Annotated in this window: 12 protein-coding genes and 1 other RNA gene; 9 read left to right on the top strand and 4 right to left on the bottom strand. The window is 42.4% G+C overall.

The features are described 5' to 3' along the window. The 3 genes from pstA to phoU are packed head-to-tail and all read left to right on the top strand — an operon-like array spanning position 1 to position 2,389. The gene (pstA, locus tag BT_RS06695; RefSeq protein WP_010538554.1) at positions 1 to 876 is read left to right on the top strand and encodes a phosphate ABC transporter permease PstA; all 876 of its coding nucleotides are present in this window, start codon (positions 1 to 3) and stop codon (positions 874 to 876) included. A 7-nt stretch (positions 877 to 883) separates the two neighbouring features. After that, complete coding sequence (gene pstB / locus BT_RS06690; RefSeq protein ID WP_010538553.1) at positions 884 to 1,642, top strand: phosphate ABC transporter ATP-binding protein PstB; 759 nt, start codon at positions 884 to 886, stop codon at positions 1,640 to 1,642. Between the two features lie 57 nt (positions 1,643 to 1,699). After that, entirely contained in the window at positions 1,700 to 2,389 is a 690-nt protein-coding gene (phoU, locus tag BT_RS06685) for a phosphate signaling complex protein PhoU (RefSeq protein ID WP_010538552.1), read from the top strand. Between the two features lie 398 nt (positions 2,390 to 2,787). Here the strand turns inward: phoU and BT_RS06680 are convergent, their stop codons facing one another. Beyond that, positions 2,788 to 3,474, bottom strand: coding sequence for a LytR/AlgR family response regulator transcription factor (locus tag BT_RS06680; RefSeq protein ID WP_011107709.1), 687 nt, complete (start codon positions 3,472 to 3,474; stop codon positions 2,788 to 2,790). After that, positions 3,471 to 4,469, bottom strand: a complete 999-nt coding sequence (locus BT_RS06675) for a sensor histidine kinase (RefSeq protein WP_011107708.1) — start codon at positions 4,467 to 4,469, stop codon at positions 3,471 to 3,473. The genes BT_RS06680 and BT_RS06675 overlap by 4 nt, the downstream gene beginning before the upstream one ends. Positions 4,470 to 4,758: 289 nt before the next feature. Here BT_RS06675 and BT_RS06670 point away from each other — a divergent pair, with 289 nt between their 5' ends. After that, on the top strand, positions 4,759 to 5,361 hold the full coding sequence (locus tag BT_RS06670) for a riboflavin synthase (RefSeq protein WP_010538541.1): 603 nt from the start codon (positions 4,759 to 4,761) through the stop codon (positions 5,359 to 5,361). A gap of 57 nt (positions 5,362 to 5,418) precedes the next feature. Continuing rightward, complete coding sequence (locus BT_RS06665) at positions 5,419 to 5,955, top strand: nitroreductase family protein (protein ID WP_011107707.1); 537 nt, start codon at positions 5,419 to 5,421, stop codon at positions 5,953 to 5,955. Positions 5,956 to 6,191: 236 nt separating this feature from the next. Here the strand turns inward: BT_RS06665 and BT_RS06660 are convergent, their stop codons facing one another. Continuing rightward, positions 6,192 to 7,511, bottom strand: coding sequence for a YihY/virulence factor BrkB family protein (locus BT_RS06660; RefSeq protein ID WP_011107706.1), 1,320 nt, complete (start codon positions 7,509 to 7,511; stop codon positions 6,192 to 6,194). 35 nt (positions 7,512 to 7,546) lie between these two features. Continuing rightward, positions 7,547 to 7,907: RNase P RNA component class A (rnpB, locus tag BT_RS06655), an RNA gene on the bottom strand. Between the two features lie 98 nt (positions 7,908 to 8,005). Between rnpB and BT_RS06650 the strand changes: the two genes are divergently transcribed. The 4 genes from BT_RS06650 to BT_RS06635 all read left to right on the top strand — a co-directional run bounded on the left by BT_RS06650 (position 8,006) and on the right by BT_RS06635 (position 12,960). After that, positions 8,006 to 8,992: a C40 family peptidase gene (locus BT_RS06650; RefSeq protein WP_011107705.1), complete on the top strand. Its 987-nt coding sequence runs from the start codon at positions 8,006 to 8,008 to the stop codon at positions 8,990 to 8,992. Positions 8,993 to 9,010: 18 nt separating this feature from the next. After that, a complete protein-coding gene (locus tag BT_RS06645) occupies positions 9,011 to 10,162 on the top strand; it encodes a dipeptide epimerase (RefSeq protein WP_011107704.1) in 1,152 nt (383 codons plus the stop codon). A gap of 219 nt (positions 10,163 to 10,381) precedes the next feature. Further along, entirely contained in the window at positions 10,382 to 11,917 is a 1,536-nt protein-coding gene (locus tag BT_RS06640; protein WP_010538536.1) for a trypsin-like peptidase domain-containing protein, read from the top strand. Positions 11,918 to 12,099: 182 nt separating this feature from the next. Beyond that, on the top strand, positions 12,100 to 12,960 hold the full coding sequence (locus BT_RS06635; protein ID WP_002561589.1) for a sigma-70 family RNA polymerase sigma factor: 861 nt from the start codon (positions 12,100 to 12,102) through the stop codon (positions 12,958 to 12,960). The last annotated feature ends 87 nt before the right edge of the window (positions 12,961 to 13,047 follow it).

Here is a 13,047-nt window from a genome sequence, read left to right as displayed (position 1 = left end):
ATGGAAATACGAAGTAATAATAAAGCGAAACACCGTTCGCAGAAACTGGCATTCGGAATTTTCCGGTTGTTGAGTCTCTGTATTGTGCTGATTTTGTTTGCGATCCTCGGTTTCATTATATATAAAGGTGCGGGGGCTGTCAGTTGGGAGTTTATCACGTCCGCTCCTACGGATGGGATGACCGGCGGAGGCATCTGGCCGGCTATCGTCGGTACCTTTTATCTGATGGCAGGCAGTGCGCTTTTCGCTTTCCCGGTGGGAGTGATGAGTGGCATCTACATGAATGAGTATGCACCGAAAGGGAAGCTGGTACGCTTTATCCGGGTGATGACGAATAACCTGAGCGGAATTCCTTCTATCGTTTTCGGTCTGTTCGGTATGGCTCTGTTTGTCAATTACATGGGATTCGGTGACAGTATTCTGGCTGGTTCTTTGACATTAGGTTTACTTTGCGTACCTTTGGTTATCCGTACTACGGAGGAGGCGTTGAAAGCAATTCCCGACAGCATGCGTGAAGGAAGCCGGGCATTGGGAGCTACCAGGTTACAGACGATCTGGCATGTGATTCTTCCGATGGGGATGCCGAACATCATTACAGGATTAATTCTGGCTTTGGGACGTGTTTCGGGTGAGACGGCACCGATTCTGTTTACTTGTGCCGCTTACTTCCTGCCGCAATTACCTGCAAGCATTCTGGATCAGTGTATGGCATTGCCGTATCACCTGTATGTGATTTCTACCAGCGGAACGGATATGGAAGCACAGTTACCGTTGGCTTATGGTACCGCTTTGGTGCTGATAGTGATTATCCTTCTGGTTAATCTGCTGGCAAATGCATTGAGAAAATATTTTGAAAAAAGAGTAAAAACGAATTGATTAGTATATGGATACAGTAAAAATAGATACGCGCGATGTAAACTTCTGGTATGGTGACTTTCATGCCTTGAAGGGGATCAGCATGCAGATTGAAGAAAAGTCTGTAGTTGCCTTTATCGGACCGTCGGGATGTGGTAAATCGACTTTCCTCCGTCTTTTCAACCGGATGAACGACTTGATTCCTGCTACTCGCTTGGAAGGGGAGATCCGGATTGACGGACATAATATTTATGCCAAAGGAGTGGAAGTGGATGAACTTCGAAAGAATGTGGGAATGGTTTTTCAGCGTCCTAATCCTTTCCCGAAAAGTATATTCGAGAATGTAGCTTATGGGCTCCGTGTCAATGGGGTGAAAGATAATGCTTTCATTCGTCAGCGGGTAGAGGAGACACTGAAAGGGGCTGCGCTTTGGGATGAGGTCAAAGATAAGTTGAAGGAATCTGCTTATGCTTTGTCCGGTGGACAGCAGCAGCGTCTTTGCATTGCCCGTGCAATGGCGGTATCTCCTTCGGTATTGCTGATGGACGAACCAGCTTCTGCACTCGATCCTATTTCTACGGCTAAAGTAGAGGAATTGATTCATGAACTGAAGAAGGATTATACCATTGTAATCGTGACGCATAATATGCAGCAGGCCGCCCGTGTCAGCGACAAAACGGCTTTCTTTTATCTGGGAGAGATGGTGGAATATGATGATACGAAGAAGATATTCACCAATCCGGAAAAAGAGGCTACTCAGAATTATATAACCGGTCGTTTCGGTTAAGTATTGCCGGAGTGTTTGCAGAAAACAGAATATTAATCATTTATATATAAAGAGACTATGGTAAAGTTTATAGAATCGGAGCTTATTCTATTGAAGAAAGAAGTGGATGAAATGTGGACATTGGTGTACAATCAGCTTGACCGTGCGGGAGAGGCCGTGATGACGCTTGATAAAGAACTGGCACAGCAAGTGATGGTGCGCGAACGTCGGGTGAATGCCTTTGAACTGAAGATAGACAGTGATATAGAGGATATCATCGCATTGTACAATCCGGTAGCGATTGACCTCCGTTTTGTGCTGGCAATGCTGAAAATCAATACGAATCTGGAACGTCTGGGAGACTTTGCAGAAGGTATAGCCCGTTTTGTTATCCGCTGCAAGGAACCGGTGCTGGATGCCGATTTGCTGGCCCGTCTGCGCCTGGGAGAGATGCAGGCAGAGGTTTTATCGATGCTGGAACTGGCGAAACGTGCCTTGAACGAAGAAAATATTGAGATGGCGACTGCGGTATTTGGCAAAGACAACCTGTTGGATGACATTAATGCGGAAGCAACGGGTATTCTGGCAGATTATATCCGTGAACATCCGGAAACGGCTCATACTTGTGTAGACTTGGTTGGCGTGTTCCGGAAATTGGAACGTTCAGGTGACCATATTACCAACATTGCAGAGGAAATAGTATTCTTTATTGATGCAAAAGTCTTAAAACATAGCGGAAAAGTAGACGAAAACTATCCAAAATCGTAGTTTTTTGCATGTTTTTAAACAAAAATTAGGGCTACTTAGAAAATAATCCTATATTTGTCACCTGTAACGGACAAGTTACGGGCGTTTTTACTGCAAATGATAATAAATCCAAAGATATTTCAAAAAGATGTTATATGACATGTTTTATAATTTGGAGAATAACAGTAAAAGCGACTATATTTGCACCGTTATCCTGAAAACAATCTTTTTACCTTAAAAAAAAACTAATACCTATTGAAAACTGAAAAATGGAGCTTTGTGAAAAGCCCCATTTTTTTTGCTCTATACTGAAGGTCAGGAAGTTGCGTTATACGGTGTTTGAGAGGGGGGATTCTTCTTTGCATCTATTGCTTTTCCGCCTTGAAAGAATCAATTTGAAGAACGAGTTTGAGAACCAATTATTGTAATCGTAGATAAAAGTCTTTCAAATAACTTTTCCCTATAGGTATGCGCATATTCGCGATTTTTACGACATTACGTTCTATGTTATCTATTTTATTAATGGCTATCAGATATGACTTGTGAATACGTATAAATTGCTTGGCAGGTAATAGCGACTCAATTTCTTTGAAACTGAGTAAAGTCATGATTCTTGTAGTATCTGTGATCACATGAAGATAAGCTCCTTTTCCTTCTATATATAAGATGTCACATAAGTTGATGCGTACCATCCGGTATTCTGTTTTGAGAAAAATATAATCTTTGGGAAGCGGCTGGGCTGGGGGATTGGATGCCATTTCTGTCTGCACCTTGTTCACCGCTTTTAGAAAGCGTTCAAAGGAATAAGGCTTCAGTAGATAGTCGGTGACGTCATATTCGAATCCTTGTACTGCATATTCTCCATAGGCAGATACTATTATAATATGTGGACGGGTATGGAGAGCTTGCAGTAATTGAAGTCCGGTGAACTGTTCCATCTGTATATCAAGGAATAGTAAGTCTATCGTATTGGACTGAAGGAAGTCGAAAGCATCCAGACCATTGTCAAAAGTGCCTGCCAAATCCAGTAAAGGCACTTTGCTGATAAAGTTCTTTAGTTTGTCTACGGCTAACGGAGCATCTTCTACTATAATACAATTGATCATGTGAGTTTAATCGTTAATGAAACATCAAAGTAACCATTTTTCTGGTTGGTTTGCAAATCATATCTGCGTCGGTACAGGATATCCAGTCGTCGCTTTATTATATTCAACCCGATACCGCTGGAGGAATCTTTGTTGATCTGCTTTGCCGGATCGAACATATTGAATATTTCAAAATATATCTCGGATTTCTGAATCCGGAAAAACAGGCGGATAGCCTCAGGAGCTTTCTTATCCGTACAATGTTTGAAGGCATTTTCAATGAACGCGATGAACAGCATAGGGGCGACACGAACATTATCCGGTGATCCTTCCAGCGTATATGATACTAAATTCGGATTGTCATATTGTAATTGTTGCAGGTCAAGGTAATTGTGGATGTATTTTAGTTCTTGTGACAGATCAACTTCGGGAGTATTGGTCTCATAGATCATATATCGCATCATTTCCGACATTTGTACCAGTGATTTCGAAGCTTTCTCCGGGTAGGAACAAATCAGGCTATCAATATTATTCAGAGTATTGAATAGAAAGTGCGGATTCAATTGGTTTTTTAGCAGTTTCAGTTCACTTTGAAGGTTTTGTCTTTTCAGTTCTTTTTGTTTCTGCTTCTTTTGATACCAATCGTATAGTATATACAATAGAATACCTGTTACGGAGGAGTACAGGAAGTAACTGTCCGCCCATAACATCGATCCATAATCTTTGTCACTTCTCAGATAATAAAAGACATTGACCAGAACGAAAGAGAATGTGAAACCTAAATATCCCCACCTTTTCTTCTTTGTGTATAAATGGCAGCAAAGATATGCACATATTAATGAAATCATGTTGATGTAAGGAATGGTGTATGCTATAGAAGCAAATGACTGATGAGAATAAACTCTCATGGTTAATGCCGATACCGTAGAGAATATTCCATAAATAAGGAAATAAGCAAGAACAGGAACAATAAGTCCTATTTTCCGGATGCTGATTTGTGATGTTTTGATTTTCATATATTCTTCTTGTTTAGTAAAACCTATCACAAAACTCCGTTTATTTTTTCTCTTTAAAAAATAAAATGAACGAACGGGCGGAATTTATTCACAAGTTAACCTTTGCAATATATGAAAAAAAACAGAAAGTTTTCCAACTTCCTTCCTTATTCGTATCTTTGTGCTATTATATTAGCGCAGCTGTTGATGAAAAAGCTAATATATTAGTATAGTTGGCTAAAAGGTTTAGAAGCTCTCTTATTTCCCTTTTTAGTCAGTCTTTTATTGTAGAACATTAATAATTAACATTATGTTTTCTGGAATCGTAGAAGAGTATGCTACCTTGGTAGCACTGGTGAAAGACCAGGAGAATATACACTTTACATTTAAGTGTTCGTTTGTAAATGAGCTGAAGATTGATCAGAGTATTTCTCACAATGGAGTATGCCTGACGGTAGTGAACTTGACCGATGATACGTATACGGTAACTGCCATGAAAGAAACGTTGGACCGTTCGAATCTTGGTTTGCTGAAAGTGGGCGATAAGGTGAATGTAGAGCGCAGCATGATGATGAATGGCCGTCTGGACGGACATATCGTACAGGGGCATGTGGACCAGACCGCTACTTGTGTGGAAATAAAGGATGCGGACGGAAGCTGGTATTTTACATTCAAATACGCATTTGATAAGGAAATGGCGAAACGTGGCTATATCACAGTGGATAAGGGGTCAGTCACTGTAAATGGTGTCAGCTTGACGGTATGTAATCCGACGGATGATACTTTCCAGGTAGCTATTATTCCTTATACTTATGAGCATACTAACTTTCATACGTTCGAGATCGGTAGCGTAGTGAACATTGAGTTTGATATCATCGGCAAGTATATCAGCCGGATGATTCAATATAAATAGTCAATTGGGAATTGTTAGCTTCAATCGTAATTTATAAATCGTAAAACCCTAAATTGGATGGATTTTCTGCAATTAGTGTTGTCTCGCCAAAGTGACCGGGCATATGATAAAGGTCGTCCGGTAGAAGCGGAGAAGCTGGAACGGATTCTGGAAGCTGCCCGTCTGTCTCCTTCTGCCTGCAATGCGCAGCCGTGGAAGTTTGTGGTAGTGACAGATCATGAGCTGGCTTTAAAAGTAGGTAGGGCAGCAGCTGGACTAGGGATGAATAAGTTTGCTAAAGATGCCCCTGTGCATATTCTGATAGTGGAAGAGTCTGCCAATATTACATCCCTGCTTGGGGGTAAAGTAAAGGATAAGCATTTCCCGTTGATTGATATTGGTATTGCTGCCGCTCATATTACATTAGCTGCCGAAAGTGAAGGACTGGGGTCTTGTATTTTGGGGTGGTTTGATGAAAAAGAGATAAAGCAATTGACTGGGATTCCTGCTTCTAAACGCTTGCTGTTGGATATCGCTATCGGGTATCCGGTGAAAGAAAAACGAAAGAAGATGAGGAAGACGAAAGAAAAGGTCATTTCTTATAATCGGTATTAATTGAAAAAAATGTATATTCCATACTTTTGAGAAGTAGATATATAAGAGAAGGCCTCGTTGGTTTAAAAGGAAGAAGCCGTTCCTTTAAAACCAACGAGGCTTTCCTTTAAAACCAACGCACTGTTTCTTTTAAACTAAAAATCATTCATTGTAAGGTGTTGACTATTAGTTGTTTACGAATATGAGTGCTTGTGAGTATTTTTTTTGGTAAAAAACAGATACAACAAAGCCTGTTTTTACAGATCTTTCAGTAGTACTTTACTTGCTTTCTTATAGTACTCTTCTCTGGACTCAGTCAGTACTTTCCACTCGTCATTGAACTCTTCATCCTTGTCTATCTTAAAGTTTTCGGAGCCATACGTATCCAGGCGGTCAAGCAGAATGGCTACATTCAGTTGGTTGATATCCATTGAAGGCTGATAGCCAATATCTTCACTTTTCTGGTCGGTCACTACTTCGTGAATCAGGTCTATCTCTTGCAACTGATAAAGTACTTGATTAGTCAGTCGGATCGGGATTTGGTGTTCTTCCGATATCTCCATGGCTGTATAAGGCGGCTCGTTTTTTTCAAACCGTTTGGCGATCAGTGACATGATAAGGATAGAAATGAAATCACGGTAACGTCTGCTGATGTTACGGGTGTCCTGATCGAAGCTAAAACTGCGGATATTTTGTCCGGCATAGGTCAATTCGGCCCCAAACAAACAGATTGTCCACGAGATTTGCAGCCATAGCAGAAACAAGGGGAGGGCGGCAAAGCTACCGTAAATAGCATTGTATTTCGATACCCATAACTGGCTGTTGATATACAAGAACTGGAAAGCCTGATAAGCGGAGCCTGCCAAAATGCCTGCAATCAGTGCATGTTTGAATTTCACTTTCGTGTTGGGCATGAAAATGTAGAGTCCGGTGAACATTAGCCAGGTTAAGACAAATGGGATCAGGCGTATTGAGAATTTCATGACAGGAGCCAGTAAAACGAAATCGTCCATCTGCTTGAGTACAGTACTTACAAATAAAGAAAGTCCTCCCGAAACGACAATCAGAATCGGCATGAGCAGAAACATCGAGAAGTAGTCTGTTATCTTGCGGTACATGGAGCGTGCTTTCTTGACTTCCCAAATACGGTTGAAGGTGATTTCAATGTTACTCACCAGATTAATAACGGTCCATAACAACATCACCAGACCTACTCCAATGAAAATGCCGCCTTTGGTTTGAGACAGGTAGGAGTTGACAAACGAAAGAATAGCTTCTGTCGTTTCGGTGTTTCCTCCGAAGCCGCTGCGGAACTGATGCTCCATCAGATTATCAAATCCGAATCCGCGGGCTACGGCAAAAAGGATAGCAAGTATAGGTACAATAGCAAGCAGTGTGCTATATGTCAGTGCTGAGGCCTTATTAGCCATCCGGTCTTTGGTAAATCGATTGATGCAGAGATAGACGGTTTTAATAATATTGTAGAGCGAGAACTTCGTTCTAGTCACTTCATCTTCCGTGATGCGCCAGATGTCATACGTGATGAATTTCCATATATCGGTGATTTTCTTCTTCATGGCCCAGAATTTAAAAAAGCAGTTTAAAAAAGAAAAAAAGCAGTCAGCCTATAAGCCGAGTTCTGTACCTTATATAATAAGGTGCCTGTCATTTATCTGAGTGGCGTGTCACCACGACACTTTAGCGGTCTACCCTCCGACATGGAGCGAGCAACTCTCATAACGCCGGTTTACATGACCTTACAACTCCTAAGACGTACAGCCCACATGTCACCATGCTGCTGGTAGGCTCTTACCCCACCTTCTCACCCTTACCTCTCCCCGAAAGGAGCGGCGGTTATTTTCTTCTACGTTACTCTACCCTCGCGGACAGCTTTCTGTTAGGAAGTAGGATGCTCTGTGTTGCCCGGACTTTCCTCCTGCACGAAACGCGCACGCGACAGACCGGCCAACTGCTTTAGACTGCAAAAGTACGTCATTTATTTTGTTTTAGCCAAAGAAAGTGTCACAAATAGAAATAATTTCTACCTTTGCTATCATTAAATCATGATTCAATGAAGAAAAATATCCTTTTTTTCTATTGCTTGCTGGTAGTAGCAGTAGTTAGTCTGAAAGCTCAGGAAATACGCCCCATGCCTGCTGATTCAGCTTATGGGGTAGTACACATTTCTGTTTGTAATATGCGTGATGAAGGTAAGTTTACTTCCGGAATGAGCACGCAGGCACTGCTTGGGATGCCGGTCAAGGTATTGCAATACACCGGCTGGTACGAGATTCAGACTCCGGATGACTATACGGGATGGGTGCATCGGATGGTGATTACGCCGATGTCGAAAGAGAAATATGATGAATGGAACCGTGCAGAGAAGATTGTGGTGACTTCCCACTACGGATTTACGTATGAAAAACCGGATGACGACTCGCAGACCGTATCGGATGTTGTTGCTGGCAATCGCCTGAAGTGGGAGGGAAGTAAAGGGCATTTTTACAAGGTGTCTTATCCGGATGGCCGCCAGGCTTATATCTCCAGACATATTTCACAACCAGAGAGTAAATGGAGAGCTTCGTTGAAACAAGATGCTGAAAGTATTATTAAAACTGCTTATACAATGATCGGAATTCCCTATCTGTGGGCAGGGACTTCTTCGAAAGGAGTTGATTGCAGCGGGCTGGTCCGGACCGTACTCTTTATGCATGATATTATCATCCCAAGAGATGCGTCACAACAGGCTTATGTAGGCGAACGTATTGAGATAGCCCCTGATTTCTCCAACGTGCAACGCGGAGACCTCGTCTTCTTCGGTCGTAAAGCTACAGCCGACCGTAAAGAAGGCATCTCACACGTCGGCATCTACCTGGGTAATAAACGCTTCATCCATGCCTTGGGAGACGTACATATCAGCAGCTTTGATCCCGAAGACGAGTGCTACGATGAGTTCAACACCGGTCGTCTGCTTTTTGCCACTCGCTTCCTGCCCTATATAAATAAGGAGAAAGGTATGAATACCACCGACCATAACCTCTATTATCTACATCACTAACCATTATCCATTAAACAAATGCCAAATAGAAGAGATTTTCTGAAAACGGCTGCCTTTGCGACTTTAGGTTCCGGAATAGCTGTCAGTCAGGTATTGGCGGGAGAATGTATGCCTTCTGCTATTCATATTAATAAATATGGTATAGGGGGAAAGATGAAAATGACTTTTTTCCCTTATGAGTTAAAGTTGAGGCATGTCTTTACGGTAGCCACTTATTCGCGTACTACTACGCCCGATGTGCAGGTAGAGATCGAATATGAAGGGGTGACCGGGTATGGAGAAGCGTCTATGCCCCCTTATCTCGGAGAAACAGTGGAGTCGGTAATGAACTTCCTTAAAAAAGTAAATCTGGAGCAATTCAGCGATCCTTTTCAATTAGAGGACATTTTGTCATACGTTGACAGTCTGTCGCCTAAAGACACGGCAGCAAAAGCTGCGGTGGATATTGCCCTTCATGACTTGGTGGGAAAGCTGCTGGGAGCGCCTTGGTATAAGATATGGGGATTGAACAAAGAGAAGACGCCTTCTACCACCTTTACGATTGGTATTGATACGCCCGATGTGGTCCGTGCGAAAACAAAAGAATGTGCCGGTCTGTTTAATATATTAAAGGTGAAGCTGGGAAGAGACAATGATAAGGAAATGATAGAGACAATCCGTTCGGTAACGGACCTGCCGATAGCCGTTGATGCCAACCAGGGCTGGAAAGACCGCCAATATGCACTCGATATGATTCATTGGCTGAAAGAGAAAGGGATTGTGATGATAGAGCAGCCTATGCCGAAAGAGCAGTTGGACGACATTGCTTGGGTGACGCAACAAAGTCCTTTGCCTGTATTTGCCGACGAGTCGTTGCAGCGTTTAGGGGATGTAGCCGCTTTGAAAGGTGCATTTACGGGAATCAATATTAAATTGATGAAATGTACCGGAATGCGTGAAGCATGGAAGATGGTCACGCTGGCACATGCTTTGGGAATGCGCGTGATGGTGGGGTGTATGACGGAGACTTCGTGTGCGATATCTGCTGCCTCGCAATTTTCTCCGGCAGTCGATTTTGCCGACCTTGATGGAAACCTGCTTATCTCCAACGACCGCTTCAAAGGAGTGGAAGTAGTGAATGGAAAAATCACATTGAATGACTTACCCGGAATTGGTGTCATGAAAATCTGATCTTACTGAATGAATGTCAGACTGTTAAAGCCATCTGACATACAACGAATGTAAATTTGTCAGTTGCTGTCGTTAAGCGCTGTTAAGCCCTAAATATTCTCTGTTAAAAGAGGACAAAAAAGAGTGACAAGTAGAATAAGTGAACGATATTTGTTATTATTTTAACGTCGTAAAAGTTAAAACAATGTCGAATATTAACATTTTAAAGAATTATAAATCATGAAACAGACAACAAAGAACATTCTGGGAGTAGGAGCAATTATTCTTCTGAGCTCAGGAGTTGCAGGATTGACAACTTACAAATTGTTGCAATCTAACGAAGCTGCCAAGGAAACATCTTTTAATGAGATGTTCAAGCAGAATCCCAATGTCAAATTGGCTGCTTTTGATGCGGTAAACGCTCAGCCGGTTGATTTGACACAGGCTGCTGAGAACTCCCTTCATGCTGTTGTACATATAAGATCTACGCAAGAATCCAAAACTAAAACGATTCAGCAGGCACCGGATATTTTCGATTTCTTCTTCGGTGACGGACGTGGACAACAGCGTCAGGTACAAACCCAGCCTCGCGTAGGTTTTGGCTCGGGAGTGATTATCTCTAAAGACGGTTATATCGTAACCAACAACCACGTGATTGAAGGTGCAGATGAAATCAGTGTGAAGCTGAATGATAATCGTGAGTTTAAAGGACGTGTAATCGGTACTGACCCGAGCACTGACCTTGCATTAGTGAAAATAGAAGGAGATGATCTGCCGACTATTCCGGTAGGTGACTCTGATGCACTGAAAGTAGGCGAGTGGGTATTGGCAGTAGGTAACCCGTTCAATCTTAACTCTACTGTAACTGCCGGTATCGTCAGCGCAAAGGCCCGTTCATTGGGTGTATATAATGGTGGTATAGAATCTTTTATCCAGACAGACGCTGCCATTAACCAGGGAAATAGTGGTGGTGCACTGGTCAATGCTAAGGGAGAACTGGTAGGTATCAACTCTGTACTTTCTTCTCCGACCGGAGCTTATGCCGGATATGGATTTGCTATTCCGACCAGCATTATGACGAAGGTTATTGCTGACCTGAAACAATATGGAACTGTGCAGCGTGCTTTGCTTGGTATCCGTGGAGGATCTATTGGCAGCAGCTTGATGGATGACAGACAACCGATTGATAAGTCCGGTACTACTTTGGCAGATAAAGCTAAGGCACTGGGTGTAGTAGAAGGAGTCTGGGTTTCTGAAATTGTTGAAGGTGGCTCGGCTGCAGGTGCTGATATCAAAGTCGATGACGTAATTATCGGTCTGGATAATAAGAAGGTTTCAAATATGGCCGACTTGCAGGAAGCTCTTGCTAAACATCGTCCTGGTGATAAGGTGAAAGTAAAACTGATGCGTGATAAGAAGGAAAAGACTGTTGAAGTAACGTTGAAGAACGAACAAGGCACAACGAAGATTGTAAAAGACGCAGGTATGGACATCCTGGGTGCTGCATTCAAAGAATTGCCGGATGACTTGAAGAAACAGTTGAACCTCGGTTATGGTCTGCAAGTGACAGGTGTTTCTTCCGGTAAGATGTCAGATGCAGGAGTCCGCAAAGGCTTCATCATCCTGAAAGCTAATGACCAGCCGATGCGCAAAGTCAGTGATCTGGAAGAAGCAATGAAAGCTGCTGTTAAGTCTCCGAATCAGGTATTGTTCCTGACAGGTGTATTCCCATCCGGTAAACGCGGATACTTTGCAGTTGATCTGACTCAGGAATAAATTATAAATTAAGGTAAGAAGATTGTAGGATAAGCTAATGAAATAGAAAAAGGATGCCGTCACACAACTTGTCGGCATTCTTTTTTGTTTTATTAGTTGAAAATATAGTGAAAAAGTTGCCTAAATATGTATGTTAACAAATTATTTGTCGTAACTTTGCACTCCAAATCTGTTTTTAAAGAATGAGACAACTAAAGATTACCAAAAGTATCACTAACAGAGAGAGCGCTTCTCTTGACAAGTATTTGCAGGAAATCGGTCGTGAGGACCTGATTACAGTCGAGGAAGAAGTGGAACTCGCTCAGCGCATTCGTAAGGGTGACCGTGTAGCATTGGAAAAATTGACACGTGCCAATCTTCGTTTCGTCGTATCTGTGGCTAAGCAGTACCAGAACCAGGGTTTGAGTTTGCCTGACTTGATTAATGAAGGCAATTTAGGACTGATCAAAGCCGCCGAAAAGTTTGATGAAACACGTGGATTCAAGTTTATCAGCTACGCTGTATGGTGGATTCGTCAGTCTATTCTGCAAGCATTGGCAGAGCAGTCGCGTATTGTTCGTCTCCCGTTGAATCAGGTAGGTTCGCTGAATAAGATCAGCAAAGCCTTCTCAAAGTTCGAACAGGAAAACGAACGGCGTCCGTCTCCCGAAGAGTTGGCAGATGAGCTGGAAATTCCGGTTGACAAGATCTCTGATACGCTGAAGGTATCCGGCCGTCATATTTCGGTGGATGCACCTTTTGTGGAAGGAGAAGACAACAGCCTGCTGGATGTGTTGGTTAATGACGATTCGCCTATGGCGGACCGCTCTCTGGTTAATGAGTCTCTTGCGAGGGAAATTGATAGAGCTCTTTCTACGTTAACCGATAGAGAAAAAGAAATCATTCAGATGTTTTTCGGTATCGGACAACAAGAAATGACATTGGAAGAAATCGGCGATAAGTTTGGTCTCACACGTGAGCGCGTTCGTCAGATTAAAGAAAAAGCAATTAGAAGACTAAGACAAAGTAATCGTAGTAAATTGCTCAAATCCTACTTGGGATAAGTGAGGAATATCAGTTTCTGAAAGAAAAAAAGAATTAGAGTCGCATAAGTTACACTTCTTGGAGTAATCATCTGAAGAAGGTACTTA

The sequence above is a fragment of the Bacteroides thetaiotaomicron VPI-5482 genome (genome assembly GCF_000011065.1).
Taxonomy (GTDB): domain Bacteria; phylum Bacteroidota; class Bacteroidia; order Bacteroidales; family Bacteroidaceae; genus Bacteroides; species Bacteroides thetaiotaomicron.
The sequence above is the reverse complement of the archived record's forward strand: the minus strand, read 5'-3'. Positions and strand labels throughout refer to the sequence as shown.

Excerpts from the sequence above, each read along its gene's own strand:
- BT_RS06635 (WP_002561589.1), top strand. The coding sequence starts at position 12,100 with ATGAGACAACTAAAGATTACCAAAAGTATCACTAACAGAGAGAGCGCT.
- BT_RS06675 (WP_011107708.1), bottom strand. The coding sequence starts at position 4,469 with ATGAAAATCAAAACATCACAAATCAGCATCCGGAAAATAGGACTTATT.
- BT_RS06670 (WP_010538541.1), top strand. The coding sequence starts at position 4,759 with ATGTTTTCTGGAATCGTAGAAGAGTATGCTACCTTGGTAGCACTGGTG.
- BT_RS06650 (WP_011107705.1), top strand. The coding sequence starts at position 8,006 with ATGAAGAAAAATATCCTTTTTTTCTATTGCTTGCTGGTAGTAGCAGTA.
- BT_RS06660 (WP_011107706.1), bottom strand. The coding sequence starts at position 7,511 with ATGAAGAAGAAAATCACCGATATATGGAAATTCATCACGTATGACATC.
- pstB (WP_010538553.1), top strand. The coding sequence starts at position 884 with ATGGATACAGTAAAAATAGATACGCGCGATGTAAACTTCTGGTATGGT.
- pstA (WP_010538554.1), top strand. The coding sequence starts at position 1 with ATGGAAATACGAAGTAATAATAAAGCGAAACACCGTTCGCAGAAACTG.
- BT_RS06645 (WP_011107704.1), top strand. The coding sequence starts at position 9,011 with ATGCCAAATAGAAGAGATTTTCTGAAAACGGCTGCCTTTGCGACTTTA.
- BT_RS06665 (WP_011107707.1), top strand. The coding sequence starts at position 5,419 with ATGGATTTTCTGCAATTAGTGTTGTCTCGCCAAAGTGACCGGGCATAT.
- phoU (WP_010538552.1), top strand. The coding sequence starts at position 1,700 with ATGGTAAAGTTTATAGAATCGGAGCTTATTCTATTGAAGAAAGAAGTG.
- BT_RS06680 (WP_011107709.1), bottom strand. The coding sequence starts at position 3,474 with ATGATCAATTGTATTATAGTAGAAGATGCTCCGTTAGCCGTAGACAAA.
- BT_RS06640 (WP_010538536.1), top strand. The coding sequence starts at position 10,382 with ATGAAACAGACAACAAAGAACATTCTGGGAGTAGGAGCAATTATTCTT.